The sequence below is a fragment of the Chitinimonas sp. BJYL2 genome (assembly GCF_027257935.1).
Lineage (GTDB): Bacteria > Pseudomonadota > Gammaproteobacteria > Burkholderiales > Chitinimonadaceae > Chitinimonas.
Genome location: NZ_JANZKW010000005.1, coordinates 43,312 through 60,837, shown reverse-complemented (window position 1 = coordinate 60,837; position 17,526 = coordinate 43,312). Strand labels below are relative to the sequence as shown.

Genomic DNA, 17,526 nt, shown 5'->3' with positions numbered 1-17,526 from the left:
TAAGTTCGCTGCCAAATGGTGCAATCTACACCACAGCCTGTCTCAATCCTTGCCTTTGAAGTCGCATAAGTCACGCACCACACAGTGGCCGCAGTCGGGCTTGCGCGCCTTACACACATAGCGGCCATGCAGGATCAGCCAGTGGTGTGCATCGAGACGGAATTCGGCGGGCACAACCTTGAGCAGTTTGTCCTCGACAGCACGCACATCCTTGCCCGGCGCCAACCCGGTGCGATTGGCGACACGGAAGATATGCGTATCCACGGCGATAGTGGGCTGGCCGAACGCGGTGTTGAGCACCACATTGGCGGTTTTGCGCCCGACGCCGGGCAGTGCTTCGAGCGCCTCGCGCGTTTGCGGCACCTCGCCATCGTGCAGCTCCATCAGCATGCGGCATAGTTCAATCACATGCTTGGCCTTGCTGCGATACAGGCCGATGGTCTTGATGTACTCCTCCAGCCCGGCCTGGCCCAGCGCATGGATCGCGGCGGGGGTGTTGGCTACCGGGAACAGCCGTGCCGTGGCTTTGTTGACGCCCACATCGGTCGCTTGTGCCGACAGCACGACCGCCACCAGCAGCTCGAACGGGGTGCTGTAGTCGAGTTCGGTACGGGGCGCGGAGTTACCCTCGCGCAGGCGTTCAAAAAAAAGGCGGCGGGAGGCGGGGTTCATGATGCCTGGGCAGGTGGGTCGGACTGGGTGGCGTTGAGGTGATCGACAAAGGCGTCGATCAGTTCGGATGTGGCGCGTGGATCGGATACAAAGTCGATGAAGGCCAGTCCCAGATGGTAGCGCCCCGGTGTTTCGGTTGGCCGGCAACCGGCAATCCGGCAGCGCGCCTGGACGATGTGTTCGGTGCCATAAAGCGGCAGCATGAAGTACACATGGCACTCGATATCGGTGGCCATGGGCTGGTCATGCTCCAAGCCCAGCCCGGCAGTCGAGATGTCCTCGATGTGGCTGAGCAGGCCTGCGCCAGCCTTGGGGATCACCCGCACCCAGGTCTGGTAGCGGATGCGGCCATGCAGGCGGGTGTTGAGTTTCATGGCAAACGGCTGCGGATCAGCCCTGCGGCCCGCGCGACGCCGGTTGCTCTGGTTTGCGGGGCATCACGATGGTCACATCACTGTTTTCCCATTGCCGTGCCTCCCGCTCGCGGGCTTCGGCCAGCATGCGGCGGATTTGCCAGATGCCTAGGACGAATATGCCGCCCAGTACCAGCAGGGCCGGGGTCATGCGGCTGGTAGCCACAAAATAGAAAAACAGGATCAGGGCAAGTACATAGATGGCGCGGATCGGGGTCATGGTTACTCCTTGCTGGCCTTGTCCAGCCGTGCGGCGGCGCGGGCCATGATCTCATCAAGCTTGGCGCGCCTTGCAGCGGCCGGGTCTGTATTGATGGTAGCCGCTGGCGTGGTTTCCTGCGCATTGCGCGCGAGTGCGGCGCGGATGCTGGCCTGCTGCTCGGCGCCGGCAAAGTGAGGGTCGTTGAGCTTGTCGAGGGCCTTGGCGGCCAGGCGGGCGCTGCGCTCCTGCTTTTCGCGCACCAAGCGGGCGGCCCGCTGTTGATGGCGCAGTCGCCAGTGATGGGCTTGCGCCTGCTGCGCCTCAGCCTCGGCCGGACGACTGGCCGGTACCATGCTGATGCAGTCGACCGGGCAAGGCGCAATGCACAGCTCGCAACCTGTGCACTCCTGCGCGATCACCGTGTGCATCAGTTTGGCAGCACCCAGAATGGCATCCACGGGGCAAGCCTGGATGCACAGCGTACAACCGATGCAATGGGTCTCATCGATCAATGCCAGCGCAAACGGCTTGGTCTCGCCATGAACCGGGTTCAGTGGCACTACGGGCCGGCCAGTCAGCGCGGCAAGCTGGTGGATGCCCGCCTCACCGCCGGGCGGGCATTGATTGATACCGGCCTCGCCGGCTGCAATGGCTTCCGCATAGCGGCGGCAGTCCGGGTAGCCGCACTGGGTGCATTGTGTCTGGGGCAGGATCGCGTCGATGCGATCAGCCAGATTGATCATGGGATTCAGGCGCCGCGCTCGTTGGTGGCGGCGACGCATTCGCCCACCAGTGCCGGACCACGATAGATGAGCCCGCTATAAACCTGCACCAGCGAGGCGCCGGCATCGAGCTTCTCGACGGCATGCTCGCCGCTGAGGATGCCCCCCACCCCGATGATGGGCACCCGCCCATGCAGTGCCGACGCCAAGGCGCGCAGCACGGCCGTGGCCCGCATCCGCACCGGCGCACCCGACAGGCCGCCGGCTTCATTGCCGTGCGTCAAGCCTTCCACACCCACGCGGGACAGCGTGGTGTTGGTGGCGATCACACCATCGAAACGGTACTCGACCAGAAGGCGGGCGATTTCCATGATCTGTTCGGTTTCCAGATCCGGTGCGATCTTCAGTGCCAGTGGCACATAGCGGCCATGCCGTACGGTGAGCCGCGCCTGTTCATCCTTGAGTGCTGACAGCAGTCGCTCCAGCTCGCTCGATTGCTGCAACTGGCGCAGGTTTTTGGTATTGGGCGAGGAGATGTTGACCGTGATGTAGCTCGCGTAGGGGTATACACGCGTCAGGCAGGCCAGATAATCATCGTTGGCGCTCTCGATCGGCGTATCGAAGTTCTTGCCGATATTGATGCCGAGTATGCCGCGGTACTGGCTGGCTTCCACATTGGCGACCAGCGCGTCGAGCCCGCCGTTGTTGAAGCCGAGCCGGTTGATGATGCCCTGCGCAGCCGGCAGGCGAAACATGCGCGGTTGCGGATTGCCCGGTTGCGGGCGTGGCGTCACCGTGCCGATCTCGATGAAGCCGAAGCCCAGGTCGGCAAGGGCATCGATGTGGTCGCCATTCTTGTCGAGACCTGCCGCCAGCCCGACGCGGTTCGGAAACGTCAGCCCCATGACCTCTATGGGTCGGGCTTGCTCGCGACTACCCAGTACCGAGGCAAAGCCCAGCGAGTGCAGGGTTTCCAGCCCGGCAAAGGTGAGCTTGTGGGCGGTTTCGGGTTCCAAGGCAAACAGCAGGGGGCGCAGCAGCGGGTAGAGCATCGGGTATCTCGGCAGGTGGGGGCGGGCGGCTCAGGGGTGCAGGGCGTTGCAGGCGTCCAGCGTGTTCTTCATCAGCATCGCGATCGTCATCGGGCCCACACCGCCGGGCACCGGGGTGATCCAGCTGGCCCGCTCGCGAGCCACATCAAACTCCACATCGCCGCAGAGCTTGCCGTTATCGAGCCGGTTGATGCCCACATCGATGACGATGGCGCCGGGCTTGATCCATTCGCCCTTCACGAAATTGGGGATGCCCACGCCCGCGACGACCACATCGGCTGCGGCGATCTTGCTGGCCAGATCCTTCGTCTTGCTATGGCACACCGTGACGGTCGCGCGAGCCAGCAGCAGCTCCAGCGCAGCTGGGCGGCCAACAATATTGGACGCGCCCACTACCACGGCATCCTTGCCGGCCAGGTCCACGCCGGTTTTCTCCAGCATCACCATCACGCCATGCGGGGTGCAGGGGCGCAGCAGCGGCATCTTCAGGGCAAGGCGGCCGAAATTGTAGGGGTGAAAGCCATCCACATCCTTGTTCGGATTGATGGTTTCGATGACCTTGTCGGCATCGATATGCTTGGGCAGCGGCAGCTGCACGAGGATGCCATCGACCTCGACATCCTCATTGAGCTTGCGCACCAGATCCAGCAACTCGGCTTCGGTCAGTGTGGCGGGGTACTCGAAGGAGAGCGAGCGAAAGCCGGCACGCTCACAGGCTTTTTTCTTGTTGTTCACGTACACGGCCGAGGCCGGATCGTCTCCGACGAGCACCACCGCCAGTGCCGGCGCACGCTTGCCGGCGGCGGTGCGCGCATCGACTCCCTTGCGGACTTCATCAATGATTTCTGCGGAAATCTGCTTGCCGTCGAGGAGTTGAGCGCTCATGAGGTGATCCCGGTTACGTGCAAAGGGTTGAATTCTCGCATTTTTCCGCCGCACTCCCAAGTCTGGCTTGACAGTACCGGGCTCGCCCCTTAGTATCCTGCCCTCTTCGGGGCGTAGCGCAGCCTGGTAGCGCACCTGGTTTGGGACCAGGTGGTCGTGAGTTCGAATCCCACCGCCCCGACCAAGTTTTTCAGTGTATTGAATCCGTTCGACGTGATCCTATAAAGGTCCGTTGCCGAGGTGACCAAGCGCCCGTAGCTCAACCGGATAGAGCAACGGCCTTCTAAGCCGTAGGTTACAGGTTCGATTCCTGTCGGGTGCGCCAATCCTGCATTGGACGCCGAGTTTTCCGGTGGTGGCTGTAGCTCAGTTGGTAGAGTCCAGGATTGTGATTCCTGTTGTCGTGGGTTCGAGTCCCATCAGCCACCCCAAGTAATACAACAAAAGCCGCTCTCCTACGGGAAGCGGCTTTTTGTTTTTGATGAAGGCCCCGTCGTTCGGCGCGGGTCATGTCACAGGGGGCGAAGTAATGCACGACGCACTCAATATCCTGGGCTTGCCGCTGGAGCCCTGCAGTTTCAAGCCCCTGACCGGTTTCTTCCGTGATGGTTGCTGCAACACCGACGCCAGCGATGCCGGTCGCCATACTGCCTGTGTGGTGCTGACCGAAGCGTTCCTCACGTTTTCGGCTGCACACGGTAATGATCTGAGCACCCCCCGTCCCGAATTCGACTTTCCCGGCCTCAAGCCCGGTGATCGCTGGTGCGTCTGTGCCGTGCGCTGGGTCGAGGCCTTGCGAGCGGGCGCCGCACCCAAGCTGGTGCTGGCGAGCACGCACGAAGATTTCCTGGAGCTCGTGTCGCTGGAAACCCTGGTCGACTACGCCCATGAACCATTGCATCCCGGAGAATGAAACGCATGAGCGATGAACTTCAGCACTTGCTGGGCAATAACCGTAACTGGGCCGACGCCATCAAGGCCGAGCAACCCGGTTTCTTCGAAACCCTTGCCAAGCAGCAGACTCCGGAATACATGTGGATAGGCTGCGCCGACAGTCGTGTACCCGCCAATGAACTGATCGGTCTCTTGCCCGGCGAAGTGTTCGTGCACCGCAATGTGGCCAACCTGATCGTCCACTCCGATCTCAACTGCCTGTCCACCATCCAGTTCGCGGTCGATGTGCTCAAGGTCAAGCACATCATCGTCTGCGGCCACTATGGCTGCGGCGGTGTGCGCGCGGCTTACGAGGACAAGCGCGTCGGTCTCGTCGATAACTGGTTGCGACATATCCATGATTTGCGCCGCGTGCATAACCGTTGGCTCGACAAGTTCGACCCTGAAGAGCGCCTCGACAAGCTGTGCGAGCTCAATGTGGTCGAACAGGTCGTCAATGCCGCCCAGACCACCGTGGTGCAGGATGCCTGGGCGCGTGGTCAGGAGGTCACGGTACACGGCTGGTCGTACCGCATCTCCGACGGCCTGCTCCACGATCTGGCCATGACCGTGGGCAGCGCCGAGGAGCTGACCGACCGCTATCGTGACTTCTTCAAGCGAGATCTGCCGGTGGACGTGCTCAATCAGTCCACCAAGCGGTAAACCGCGACCGATTGCGGTGCCAGGGCCAGCGTGAGCTGGCCTTTTTCATTGCTGCGCAGTTTGGCGGCATGGGCCGGGTAGCGGGCCTCGGCGCTGCGGTTGGCGGGCAGCTGGGCGATGTCGAGCGAGGCCGGTGCACTGCCGTAGTTGATGGCCACCAACACGGTTTCCTTGCCCAGACGGCGCTGGTAGCTCAGGGCGCTGCCTTGCACACTGGCGTGCTCGTAGCTGCCGCGGGCAATGGCGGGCAGCGTGTTGCGCAGCGCAATCATGGCCTTGTAGAACGCGAGCAGGCCATCGGGCCGAGCCTGTTCGCTCACTACGTTCTGTTGGGCTGCGTTGGGTGCAGTCGGGCGGAATGGCGTGCCCTTGCTGAAGCCGGCACCGGGCTCGGACGACCAGCTCATGGGCCCGCGGATCGGGAAGTCGCCCTCCAGACCCGGAATGCCGGCCTGACCCACTTCTTCGCCGTAATAGATGAAGGGCGTACCCGGCAACAGCAGATAGCTGGCCGCCGCAAGCTTGTAACGCGCCGTATCGCCGGCCAGCTGATCCCAGACGCGCTGGCCCGCGAAAATATCGTGGTTTGACAACATGGTGGCCATATTGGGCGAGGCGGTACGGAAGTAATCCGCCACCTTGGCCACTGCTTCGGCATCGCCCTTGGCAGCCTTGATGATCTCGTACTGCAAGCCGAAGGCGAATGCGCCGCCACAGATGGTGTCGCTGGCGTAATCCTCCGGTTTGGCGGTGGCTTCGCACACGACATAGCGGCGGGGATAGGATTTGCTCAGCCGGGTGAAACCGGCGGTTAGTGCGCGGCTCTCAGGCTGGTCGTTCCAGTCCACCGCGTTGTTCTCGACCAGATGCGGCACCGCATCGAGCCGGAAGCCATCCATGCCGCGGTTGAGCCAGAAGCGCAGGCTGTCTTCGTGGTACTTCACGACTTCCGGATTGCGCATGTTGAAATCCGGCATGTGCGGGCCGAAGGTCCCGAAATAGAACTGCGCTCCTGCGGGATACCAAGGGTGTTTGCCCCAGATATCCCAGCCGGCCGGCGGGCTCTTGTCCCACACGAACCAGTTGCGGTAGCGGGCATCGGGCCCGCTGCGGGCATTGGCGAACAGCGGATGTTCTGCCGCACTGTGGTTGATGACGTAATCGATGATCACCCCGATGCCTCGCGCATGGGCGGCTGCGATAAAGGTGTCAAAGTCGGCCAGCGTGCCATAGTCGGTTTCGATGTCGCGGTAGTCGGTGGTGGCATAACCATGGTCGCGGTCGGCGCTTTTCATGATCGGCATCAGCCAGATGCCCTTGATCCCCAGCGCCTGCAGATAATCCAGCCGCTGGGTCAGCCCCTGGAGGTCGCCGATGCCATCGCCGTTGCTGTCCTGATAGGCGCGCACGAAGATTTCCATGAACACGCCGCGTTCCCAGCCGGGAGCGAGCTGGCTGGCGACGGGGCGTGCCGGCATCGGCGTCAGGTCTACGCCGTGATCGATGACGGGGCGGGGGGTAGTGGCACAGCCTGCCAGCCAGAGGGCAAGCGCGACCGGGCCGAGGCGTGCGAAACGCGGGATAAGGGACATCGGTTCACTCCGTTGGGCGGTGGGTTGCGAGCCGGGTCCTTGCCCGGCTCGTCGGTGATCAGCCGCGCCAGCATAGTCAAAGCCCTGCCACGATGGAATGGCGCAGTCGTCGAAAGCCGCGGTACACGACGCCCCTGCAACGCATCCGCTTAAGCGTCCTGCGCATGGGCAGCCGCCGCAGCGGCAGCTGGCGGGGCTTGGGCGATAGATGGGTGGTGCCGCTAAGCCGCTGATCCGGAATGAAAAACTGGACAATCGCCGGACAGGTGCTTACCATCCGCGCCCCGCTGCTGTTGACCCATACCATGTCCCTTACGCCTGCCCGCGCCTGCGGCATTGATTTCGGCACCTCCAATTCCACCACGGGCTGGTTGCGCCCCGGCGGCGACACTCTGCTGCGGCTGGAGGACGGCAAGGTCACCTTGCCTTCGGTCGTGTTCTTCAATGCCGAAGAGGATCACACCTGTTTTGGCCGCCAGGCACTGGCCGAATATCTGGATGGCTACGAGGGCCGGCTTATGCGCTCGCTCAAGAGCCTGCTGGGGTCGAGTCTGATCGACGGCCAGACCGAGGTGGCGGGTCGTGCCTTGTCGTTCCGCGAGCTCTTGCAGCGCTTCATCGGCGAACTCAAGCACCGCGCCGAGCGCGATGCGGGTCGGCGCTTCGATACGGCCGTGTTCGGGCGTCCGGTCCACTTTGTGGATGATGACCCCGAGGCCGATGCGCGGGCAGAGGCCACGCTGGCGGATACAGCGCGGGCGGTGGGCTTCAAGGAAGTCAGTTTCCAGTTCGAGCCGATTGCGGCGGCCTTCCATTACGAACAGGGGCTGGATCGGGAAGAGCTGGTGCTGATTGCCGATATTGGCGGCGGTACCTCGGACTTTTCGCTGGTGCGCCTCTCGCCCGAACGCGCCAGAACCAGCGAGCGCCGTGAAGATCTGCTGGCCAACGGCGGGGTGCATATCGGCGGTACCGACTTCGACAAATACCTTAGCTTGGCCGGCGTGATGCCCCTGCTGGGTTATCGCACCCGGCTCAAGAACAATGCCGAGGTGCCGTCGAGCTACTATTTCAATCTGGCGACCTGGCACACCATCAACTTCAACTACACACGCAAGATCTGGATGGAGTTGCAGGAGGTCTACCGCGACGCACAGGCACAAGATGCACTGGATCGCCTGCTGCGGCTGATCGAGCGACGTGATGGCCACTGGCTGGCCCTGCAGGTTGAAGAAGCCAAGATTGCCCTGTCCAGTGCCCCGCAGACCCTGCTGACACTGGATCGTCTGGAGGCAGGCTTTGCCCAGACCATTGAGTCGGCCACCTTCGATGAGGCAACCGACAAGCTCGTCAGCGATGTGGAAGCGACGGTATCTGCCCTGATCACGGATGCGGGGGTGGGCCGCGAGCAGATCGACACCATCTTCTTTACGGGCGGCTCCAGCGGCATACCGTCTTTGCGCCGGCGTATTGCTGCGCTGCTGCCGAATGCCCGCCCGGTGGAGGGCGATCTGTTCGGCAGCATCGGCGCGGGTCTGGCCGTGGAGGCGCTGCGGCGCTACGGCTGAGGATCGGCCGTCAGTTGATATCCAGCCGCTCCATCCGGTAGCGCAGCGAGCGGAAGGTCACGCCCAGTATCTTGGCGGCCTGGGTACGGTTGAAGCGGGTTTTACCCAGCGCTTCGAGTATGGCTTCGCGTTCGAGCCGGTCGAGATAGTCCTGCAGCGGATACTTGTCGCCAATCGCGGCGGAGGGAACCGGCTCGTCGCGATCCGTTCGGCTCAGCTGCAGGTCATCCAGCCGGATCAGCCGGCCATCGCACAGTGCCAGCGCGCGTTCCAGCACGTTTTCGAGTTCGCGCACATTACCGGGAAAATCATAGTTACCCAGCGCTTCGCGGGCATCGGCACCTAGCTTGGGCAAGGGCATGCCATTCTGGGCAGCCAGGCGGGCCAGCACACCCTCGGTAATCGCCCCGATATCCTCGCGCATTTCCCGCAGTGCGGGCATTTTCAGTTCGATCACATTGAGCCGGTAGTACAAATCCTGGCGGAAGCGGCCTTCCTCGACACACTTAGCCAGATTCTGGTGAGTGGCGCAGATGATGCGTACATCCACGGGGATCTCGCGAGCATCGCCCAGCTTGCGCACCCGCTTTTCCTGGATCACGCGCAACAGCTTCACCTGCATGGCCAGGGGCAGATCGGCTACTTCGTCGAGGAACAGCGTGCCGCCCTCGGCTGCCTGGAAAAAACCGTCGCGCTCGCTGTCGGCACCCGTGAATGCACCCTTCTTGTAGCCGAAGAACTCGCTCTCCATCAGGTTCTCGGGGATGGCACCGCAGTTCACCGGCACAAAGGGGAGGGCGCTGCGGCTCGATTGCGCATGGATCAGCCGCGCGGCCCGTTCCTTGCCGCTACCGGATTCGCCAGTGATGTAGACCGGGGCCTGGCTACGTGCCAGTCGTTCAATCAGTTGCAGTGCCTGCAAGATGGCGGGTGAGGTGCCGATAAACGCGCGTTCTTCCTCGCTGCCGGCCTTGCTGGCGCGAGGTTTGTCGAGCGACAGCGCCGAGCGTACCAACGTGCGTAGTTGCTCCAGCGATACCGGCTTGGCCAAGTAATCAAAGGCGCCGGCCTTGAGCGCTTCCACGGCATTGTCGAGGCTGCCGTAGGCGGTGATGACGGCGACCGGGATATCGTAGCCCTGGGTGTCGATATGACGCACCACGTCCAGCCCGCTGCCATCCTGCATGCGCATATCGGTCAGACACAGATCGATGCCGCCTGCATCCAGACGCTGGCGTGCGTCATCGACCCCGCTGGCGGTGTCGACTTCCAGACCCATCTTCAACAGGGTCAGCTCGACCAGCTCGCGCAGATCAGGTTCATCATCAACCACGAGTATGCGGGGGGGCTTGCCGTTCTTCTTGCTCATGGATACTTACCTGCGGTGGGCAATGGCCGTGTCCGGGTGGCTGGGTAGGGGCTCATGCGGGGCGTGCCGGAAAGGTGAGGCGGAAACAAGCGCCTTGCTGGGCCGCCCCGCCCGGCGTGGGCACGTATTCCAGCATGGCCTCGTTGCCGGCGCAAATCTCGCGGGCGATATACAAGCCTAATCCGGTGCCTTTCGCGTCGGTGGTGAAAAAGGGTTCGAACAGCTTGATCTGATCGGCATGGGCAATACCCGGGCCGTCATCACGCACGTCCAGCGCCCAGGCGTCACCCTGCCGCACCACCCTGAGCTGGAGCGAGTCGTCAGCATGCTGACCATAACGCCAGCCGTTGCGACAGAGGTTCCAGAGTACCTGATGCAATTGCCCCTCATCGAAGCGTGCCACTGCCCCCTGGGGGCACTCCACGCGGATGCTGGCGGCAATCCCCTCGACCTCCCGGAACTCCTGCACGAAATGATGTATCCACTCATGCAGACGGAGATCCACGGGTTCGGCACGATCGCGACGATTCAGATCCAGCACTGCGCGCACCAGTTTGTCGAGTCGACGGCTGTTCTCGACCATGATGCGGGTGAGCCGCAAGGTGGTGGGGTCGCTCGCGTCTTCTGCCAGTAGTTGTGCAGCATGGCCAATGGCCGACAGCGGGTTGCGGATTTCATGGGCGATATTGGCAGTGAGCCGGCCTAGTGCGGCCAGTTTGAGCTGCTGGGCCTCGCGCCGCAGGCGATCAATGTCTTCCAGAAAGATCACCGTGCCGGTTGCCGAGGTGCCAACCCGCACCGGCATGAATCGGGGGCGGACCAGCTCGGGGTACAGGTCCAGACCCTCCGGCAGCTCGGCTGCGCCGGCATGCCAGGCGGCCAGTGCCCGTGCCAGCGGCGGGCTGACCGAGGCGATGGACGTTTTGCCGGCGATCATGCCCGAACCCAGCAGCCGTTCAGCCTGCTGGTTGAACTGCCGGATCACGTCGGTTTCATCGAGTACCAGCACGCCATCCGATACATCCTGCAGGATCAGCCGGTTGATCTGCGCCATATTGGCCAGCTCGCTGCCGCGCCGTTCCGCCAGCTTTTCCGATTCGGTGGCGTACCGTGCCAGCCGGAAAGCCAGCCAGGCCGTGGCAAAGCAGGCAATACACAGCAGCGCCGCCTGGAACAGATCATTGGTGGAGTCCGATTGCACGTACTGCAACAACTGCTGCAGCAGCAAGGCGATGCTGGCGAGGGCGGCATGGAACAGGGTGGTGCGCCCTCGGCTGACAAGGCCTGCGCCTGCCAGATAGGGCAGCAACATCAGCCCGATACCGGATTTGAGCCCGCCTGCGATATGCATCACGCCCACGATGAAGGCGATGTCGGCGGCAACCTGAATACCCAGCAGCACCGGAAACCGCGGCCAGCGCTGGCGCAGGCAGGCACCGAACACCACGACCAGCAACAGGTAGGCACCGGCCATCCAGTGCAGCGCGGTGCGATCATCGGCGTCCGGGAATAGCTTGGCATGCAGCCACCAGCTGGCGGTGAGCAGCGCCATCGCCATGAGCGCTCGGAACAGGTTGAAGACCTTGGCCGAGCGCCATAGATCGTTGGAAATCAGTGGCAGGGGAGGAGACATGGGCAGAGTGTATAAAAGCCGCCGCCATCGTGCACAAACCCCTGCAAGACGAGGAGCTCAAGCGGCTGATTGACGCGCGCGGCATCTCGTCGCCGTGGCGGATTCCTGCTAGTTTGAGGGCCGATTTGTAGTTTCGTTACATTGCCATGTCCCCACCTGATTACCTTGAACGCATCCTCACCGCCCGGGTTTACGACGTCGCCGTGGAAACCGGGCTGGACGCCATGCCGAACCTGGCTAGCCGCATCGGCAACCGTGTCCTGCTCAAGCGCGAGGACATGCAGCCCGTGTTCACCTACAAGCTGCGCGGTGCCTACAACAAGCTGGCCAAGCTACCGCAGGCGGCGCGTGACCGCGGCGTGATCACGGCTTCAGCCGGCAACCATGCCCAAGGGGTGGCGATGTCTGCGCAACGGCTCGGCTGCCGCGCCGTCATCGTGATGCCGGCCACCACACCGTCGATCAAGATCAATGGCGTCAAGCGCCGCGGTGCCGAGGTGGTGCTGCATGGCGATTCCTACAGCGATGCCTATGCCCATGCGGTCAAACTGGTCGAGGAGACGGGCATGACCTATGTCGCCCCCTTCGACGACCCGGATGTGATTGCCGGCCAGGGCACGGTGGGCATGGAAATCCTGCGTCAGCACCCCGATGCCATCGAGGCCATCTTTGTACCCGTGGGTGGTGGCGGCCTTGCTGCGGGGCTGGGTGCATACGTGAAGCGACTGCGGCCCGAGATCAAGATCATTGGCGTGGAGCCGGTGGATAGTGACGCGATGCGGCGTTCCATCGAGGCTGGTCACCGCGTGGTGCTGGAGCACGTTGGCCTGTTTGCCGACGGCGTGGCCGTGAAACAGGTGGGTGAGGAAACCTTCCGCCTGTGCCGCGAAGTGCTCGACGAGATCATTACCGTGGATACCGACGCCATGTGCGCGGCGATCAAGGATGTGTTCGAGGACACGCGCTCGATTCTGGAACCCAGCGGCGCGCTCTCGCTGGCCGGCCTCAAGGCCTGGGCCGAACGCGAAGGCGTGCAGGACAAAACGCTGATCGCCATTGCCTCTGGCGCCAATATGAACTTTGACCGCCTGCGCCATGTGGCTGAGCGGGCCGAAATCGGCGAGGCGCGTGAAGCGATCCTGGCGGTGACCATTCCCGAGCAACCGGGCAGCTTCCGTTCGTTCTGCGAGCTGCTGGGCAGCCGCGCAGTCACCGAGTTCAACTACCGCGCCGCTGACCCGGCCGAGGCGCATATCTTTGTCGGCGTGAAGATCAGCACCCGCAAGGAAGCCGCGGATCTGGTTGCGTTGCTCAACGAGCGTGGCCTTAAGGCGGTGGATCTGACTGACAACGAGATGGCCAAGCTGCATATCCGCCATCTGGTGGGTGGCCGTGCGCCGCAGGTCGAGCATGAACTGGTCTATCGCTTCGAGTTCCCTGAGCGCCCCGGTGCGCTGCTGAACTTCCTGACCCAGATGGGGCGTGGCTGGAATATCAGCCTGTTCCACTACCGTAATCACGGGGCCGATTTTGGCCGCGTCCTGGTGGGCATGCAGGTGCCGCCCAGCGATGAAGCGGCGTTCCAGCGCTTTCTGGCCGAGCTGGGCTATGACTATACCGATGAGCGGGATAACCCTGCGTATCGCTTGTTCCTTGGATGAGTCCGGCGGGGCAGCCTGCCCCACCCTTGTCATTCACCGCGATAGTCCGCGTGCGACCCGGCGGCTACGGGCCGGGATGCCGTCCGATGGCCTGCCTTGACTGACGCGAACGTCAATCAAAATCCGCTAAAAGTCTGTTTCATTTAGGCTTTTTCTGTCACTGTCGTGCAACTACACGTCGCGAACGGGTTCGATGCAGCGCAGCAATTCGGCTAGAATCGCGAGTCCCGATCCATCGCCGACACTGGTGCTTCCCCATGGCTGATCAAGCCCCCCGCCTGCGCGAAATTCCCTACAACTACACCTCGTTTTCCGACCGCGAGATCGTGATCCGCCTGCTCGGCGAGGCCAGTTGGCAGGTGCTCGACACCCTGCGTGGCGAACGCCGTACCGGCCGTTCCGCGCGCATGCTGTTCGAGGTGCTGGGCGATATCTGGGTGGTGCAGCGCAATCCCTATCTGCAGGACGACCTGCTCGACAACCCGGACCGTCTGGCTGCGCTGGTCGGCGCCATGCGCCACCGCTTGGGCGAAGTCGAGAAGCGCCGTGGCGATAACGATCAGGTTGCCAGCCTTCTGGATCAAGCCCGCAAGGCCGTTGATGCCTTCGAGCGCTTCTTCCCCGAAACGGCCGCGCTGCGCAAGAAAGTGCTCAAGCGCATGAGCGGGCTGACCCGCAAGGACAATATCTGCTTCGATGGCCTCGCCCGCGTCTCGCATGTGACTGACGCGACCGACTGGCGCGTCGAATACCCGTTCGTGGTGCTGAATCCCGATTCCGAGGAGGAGATGGCCGGCCTCGTGAAGGCCTGTATCGACCTCGGTCTGACCATGATCCCGCGCGGTGGTGGTACCGGCTACACCGGTGGCGCGGTACCGCTGACGCCGATGTCGGCCGTGATCAACACCGAAAAGCTGGATCGCCACAACGGTGTCGAATACATCACGCTGCCCGGCGTGGAAGGCAAGGTGGCCACCATCCAGTGCGGCGCTGGTGTCGTTACCAAGCGCGTGATGGAAGCCGCCGAAGCCGAGGGGCTGGTGTTCGCGGTGGACCCGACTTCGGCCGAGGCCAGCTGCATCGGCGGCAACGTGGCCATGAACGCCGGCGGCAAGAAGGCCGTGCTGTGGGGTACCGCGCTCGACAACCTGGCCTCGTGGAAGATGGTGGACCCGGACGGCAACTGGCTGTTCATCGAACGCCTGAACCACAACCGCGGCAAGATCCACGATATCGACATGGCCAGCTTCCGCATCCGCAAGCTGCAGCCCGATGGCAAGACGCTGATCTCGGACGACACGCTGAACATCCCCGGCCCGGCCTTCCGCAAGGTGGGTCTGGGCAAGGACGTGACCGACAAGTTCCTTGCGGGCCTGCCCGGCGTGCAGAAGGAAGGTACGGACGGCCTGATCACCTCGGCCCGCTTCGTGCTGCACCGCATGCCCGCGCATGTGCGGACCGTGTGTCTCGAATTCTTCGGCACCGTGGCCCAAGCCACGCCGGCCATCGTTGAAATCAAGGACTACCTCGATGCCAAGCCCGGCGTGCTGCTGGCCGGTCTCGAGCATCTGGACTGGCGCTATGTGCGCGCCGTCGGTTACGCCACCAAGGCCAAGTCCAAGGGCCGGCCCAAGATGGTGCTGATCGCCGACATCGTGTCCGACGACGAAAACGCTGTGGGCGAGGCCGCCAGCCAGGTCGTGCGCCTGGCCAATGCGCGTCACGGTGAAGGCTTCATTGCGGTGACGGCTGAAGCACGCAAGAAATTCTGGCTCGATCGTGCCCGCACGGCAGCCATCGCACGCCACACCAATGCGTTCAAGATCAACGAAGACGTGGTCATTCCGTTGCCGCGCCTTGGTGATTACTCCGATGGCATCGAGCGCATCAATATCGAACTGAGCATTGCCAACAAGCTGCAACTGCTCGACAAGCTCGATACCTTCTTCAGCGAAGGCAAACTGGAAGTCGATGCCGACGAAACGGTGAGCCATGACGAACTGATCGGCGACCGCCGCGAAGCTGCGCTCGAACGCGTACGCGCTGTGCGCCAGCGCTGGGACTGGATACTCCAGCATCTCGACGACGCCTTTGAGAGCTACACCAGCACTTGGCCCACGGCCCCGCTGGAACCCGCCAGCGATATCGAGCCGCCGCAATCGGTGTTCCATGCCCTGCGCGACTTTGCCCTGCGGATCAGCTTCAAGCGCGAACTGCTGGGCGAACTGAACAACCTGTTCTCGGGCGATGCCGACACGCCGGTGCGCGATGCGGTCAAGGCGATCCACAAGCAGGTACTCAAGGGGCGCACCTGGGTGGCGCTGCACATGCACGCCGGCGACGGCAATGTGCACACCAATATCCCGGTGAACTCCGACGATTACGCCATGCTGCAAACGGCGCACAAAGCCGTGGCGCGCATCATGGCGCTGGCGCGTTCGCTCAATGGCGTGATCTCGGGCGAGCACGGCATCGGTATCACCAAGCTCGAATTCCTGCACGACGAGGAGATTCGCCCCTTCGTCGAATACAAGCAGCGCATCGACCCGAACGGCCGTTTCAACAAGGGCAAGCTGCTGCCCGGTGCCGATCTGCGCAATGCGTATACGCCCTCGTTCGGTCTCTTGGGTGCCGAGTCGCTGATTCTGGAACAGAGCGATCTGGGCCAGATTTCGGACATGGTCAAAGACTGCCTGCGCTGCGGCAAGTGCAAGCCGGTGTGCGCCACTCACGTGCCACGCGCGAACCTGCTCTACAGCCCGCGCAACAAGATTCTCGGCGTGGGCCTGCTGACCGAAGCCTTCCTGTACGAAGAGCAGACACGCCGAGGCGTGAGCTTCAAGCACTTCGAGGAACTGGGCGATGTGGCCGACCATTGCACGGTCTGCCACAAGTGCGTGAACCCCTGCCCGGTGAAGATCGACTTCGGCGATGTCACCGTGGCCATGCGCAACTTCCTGCGCAAGACCGGCCACAAGAAGTTCAACCCCGGCACCGCCGCCGCCATGGCCTTCCTCACGGTGAAAGACCCGGCCACGATCAAGACGCTGCGCGCCGGCATGATGGGCATCGGCTACAAGCTGCAACGCCTGGGTCACGAGGTACTCAAGGTCGCCGCCAAGGCACAGACTGCCGCGCCGCCGGCCACCGTGGGCAAGCCGACGGTGAAGACCCAGGTCATCCACTTCATCAACAAGAAGATGCCCGGCAATCTGCCCAAGAAAACGGCGCGCGCGCTCTTGGATGTGGAAGACGCCGAGGTGATCCCGGTGATCCGCAACCCCAAGGTCGCGGCCGAAGATTCGGAAGCCGTGTTCTATTTCCCGGGCTGCGGCTCTGAGCGCCTGTTCTCGCAGGTCGGCCTCGCTACCCAGGCCATGCTTTGGCATGTGGGCGCCACCACGGTGCTGCCGCCCGGTTATCTGTGCTGCGGCTACCCGCAGACGTCGAGCGGTTATGCCGACAAGGGCGAGCAGATCACCACCGAGAACCGCGTGCTGTTCCACCGCTTGGCCAATACGCTGAACTACCTCGACATCAAGACCGTGGTGGTCAGCTGCGGCACCTGTTACGACCAGCTCACGCGCTACCAGTTTGAACAGATCTTCCCCGGCTGCCGCCTGATCGACATCCACGAATACCTGCTCGAAAAGGGTGTAAGGCTGCAAGGCGTGGAAGGTACGCGCTATATGTACCACGACCCCTGCCACACCCCGATCAAGACCATGAGCCCGATCAAGCTGGCCAACGAGATCATGGGTCAGCAGGTCGATCTGAACGAGCGCTGCTGCGGCGAAAGCGGCACGCTGGCCGCGACGCGACCCGATGTGTCCACGCAGGTGCGCTTCCGCAAGGAAGAAGAAATGCGCAAGGGGGCCGACGCAGCGCGCGCCGGCACACAGGATCAGGTCAAGATCCTGACCTCCTGCCCAAGCTGCCTGCAGGGCTTGACCCGCTACAACGACGATTCGGGCACTACGGCCGATTACATCGTGGTCGAAATTGCCAAGCATGTACTCGGCGAAAACTGGATGCCTGAATACGTGGAAACCGCGCGTAACGGCGGCATCGAGCGCGTGCTGCTGTAAGCATCAGGTGTGGTGGGCGGCGGTAACGCTGCCCGCCATGCTCGTTTCGCGTGATAATCGCGGCCTCTCCTGC

General features: G+C 62.9%; 14 protein-coding genes and 3 tRNA genes. 8 read left to right on the top strand and 9 right to left on the bottom strand.

The window, feature by feature from the left end:
* Nucleotides 1–42: 42 nt before the first annotated feature.
* From nth to folD, 6 genes are read right to left on the bottom strand one after another with little or no spacing between them, the layout of a single operon-like run.
* Entirely contained in the window at nt 43–672 is a 630-nt protein-coding gene (gene nth / locus O9X62_RS14210; RefSeq protein WP_269533582.1) for an endonuclease III, read from the bottom strand.
* On the bottom strand, nt 669–1,046 hold the full coding sequence (locus O9X62_RS14205; RefSeq protein ID WP_269533581.1) for a PilZ domain-containing protein: 378 nt from the start codon (nt 1,044–1,046) through the stop codon (nt 669–671). Before O9X62_RS14205 ends, nth begins: the two co-directional genes overlap by 4 nt.
* Before the next feature lie 16 nt (nt 1,047–1,062).
* On the bottom strand, nt 1,063–1,305 hold the full coding sequence (locus O9X62_RS14200) for a hypothetical protein (protein ID WP_269533580.1): 243 nt from the start codon (nt 1,303–1,305) through the stop codon (nt 1,063–1,065).
* Between the two features lie 2 nt (nt 1,306–1,307).
* Nucleotides 1,308–2,069, bottom strand: a complete 762-nt coding sequence (gene rsxB / locus O9X62_RS14195; protein ID WP_269533579.1) for an electron transport complex subunit RsxB — start codon at nt 2,067–2,069, stop codon at nt 1,308–1,310.
* Nucleotides 2,036–3,061, bottom strand: coding sequence for a quinone-dependent dihydroorotate dehydrogenase (locus tag O9X62_RS14190; protein ID WP_269533578.1), 1,026 nt, complete (start codon nt 3,059–3,061; stop codon nt 2,036–2,038). Before O9X62_RS14190 ends, rsxB begins: the two co-directional genes overlap by 34 nt.
* Before the next feature lie 30 nt (nt 3,062–3,091).
* Nucleotides 3,092–3,946, bottom strand: coding sequence for a bifunctional methylenetetrahydrofolate dehydrogenase/methenyltetrahydrofolate cyclohydrolase FolD (folD, locus tag O9X62_RS14185; protein WP_269533577.1), 855 nt, complete (start codon nt 3,944–3,946; stop codon nt 3,092–3,094).
* 107 nt (nt 3,947–4,053) lie between these two features.
* Between folD and O9X62_RS14180 the strand changes: the two genes are divergently transcribed.
* The 5 genes from O9X62_RS14180 to can all read left to right on the top strand — a co-directional run bounded on the left by O9X62_RS14180 (nt 4,054) and on the right by can (nt 5,542).
* Nucleotides 4,054–4,130: transfer RNA gene (locus O9X62_RS14180), tRNA-Pro, on the top strand.
* Between the two features lie 64 nt (nt 4,131–4,194).
* Nucleotides 4,195–4,271: transfer RNA gene (locus O9X62_RS14175), tRNA-Arg, on the top strand.
* A gap of 30 nt (nt 4,272–4,301) precedes the next feature.
* Nucleotides 4,302–4,377 (top strand) — tRNA-His (locus O9X62_RS14170).
* A 98-nt stretch (nt 4,378–4,475) separates the two neighbouring features.
* Nucleotides 4,476–4,859 (top strand): DUF2237 family protein, encoded by a 384-nt coding sequence (locus O9X62_RS14165; protein WP_269533576.1) that lies wholly within the window; start codon nt 4,476–4,478, stop codon nt 4,857–4,859.
* A gap of 5 nt (nt 4,860–4,864) precedes the next feature.
* A complete protein-coding gene (gene can / locus O9X62_RS14160) occupies nt 4,865–5,542 on the top strand; it encodes a carbonate dehydratase (protein WP_269533575.1) in 678 nt (225 codons plus the stop codon).
* Here the strand turns inward: can and O9X62_RS14155 are convergent.
* Nucleotides 5,524–7,134 (bottom strand): alpha-amylase family glycosyl hydrolase, encoded by a 1,611-nt coding sequence (locus O9X62_RS14155; RefSeq protein WP_269533574.1) that lies wholly within the window; start codon nt 7,132–7,134, stop codon nt 5,524–5,526. The genes can and O9X62_RS14155 overlap by 19 nt on opposite strands.
* Nucleotides 7,135–7,373: 239 nt before the next feature.
* On the opposite strand from O9X62_RS14155, the gene O9X62_RS14150 reads away from it, so the two are divergent.
* Nucleotides 7,374–8,702 carry an Hsp70 family protein gene (locus O9X62_RS14150; RefSeq protein ID WP_308446484.1) on the top strand — a complete coding sequence of 443 codons (1,329 nt, stop codon included), beginning with the start codon at nt 7,374–7,376 and terminating at the stop codon, nt 8,700–8,702.
* A 10-nt stretch (nt 8,703–8,712) separates the two neighbouring features.
* On the opposite strand, the gene O9X62_RS14145 is transcribed toward O9X62_RS14150, so the two are convergent.
* A complete protein-coding gene (locus O9X62_RS14145; protein WP_269533572.1) occupies nt 8,713–10,071 on the bottom strand; it encodes a sigma-54 dependent transcriptional regulator in 1,359 nt (452 codons plus the stop codon).
* A gap of 52 nt (nt 10,072–10,123) precedes the next feature.
* On the bottom strand, nt 10,124–11,704 hold the full coding sequence (locus tag O9X62_RS14140) for a nitrogen regulation protein NR(II) (RefSeq protein ID WP_269533570.1): 1,581 nt from the start codon (nt 11,702–11,704) through the stop codon (nt 10,124–10,126).
* Nucleotides 11,705–11,850: 146 nt separating this feature from the next.
* Between O9X62_RS14140 and ilvA the strand changes: the two genes are divergently transcribed.
* Together ilvA and O9X62_RS14130 are read left to right on the top strand one after the other, a co-directional pair.
* Nucleotides 11,851–13,365, top strand: coding sequence for a threonine ammonia-lyase, biosynthetic (ilvA, locus tag O9X62_RS14135; protein ID WP_269533569.1), 1,515 nt, complete (start codon nt 11,851–11,853; stop codon nt 13,363–13,365).
* A 257-nt stretch (nt 13,366–13,622) separates the two neighbouring features.
* Nucleotides 13,623–17,453: an FAD/FMN-binding oxidoreductase gene (locus tag O9X62_RS14130; protein WP_269533568.1), complete on the top strand. Its 3,831-nt coding sequence runs from the start codon at nt 13,623–13,625 to the stop codon at nt 17,451–17,453.
* Nucleotides 17,454–17,526: the final 73 nt, after the last annotated feature.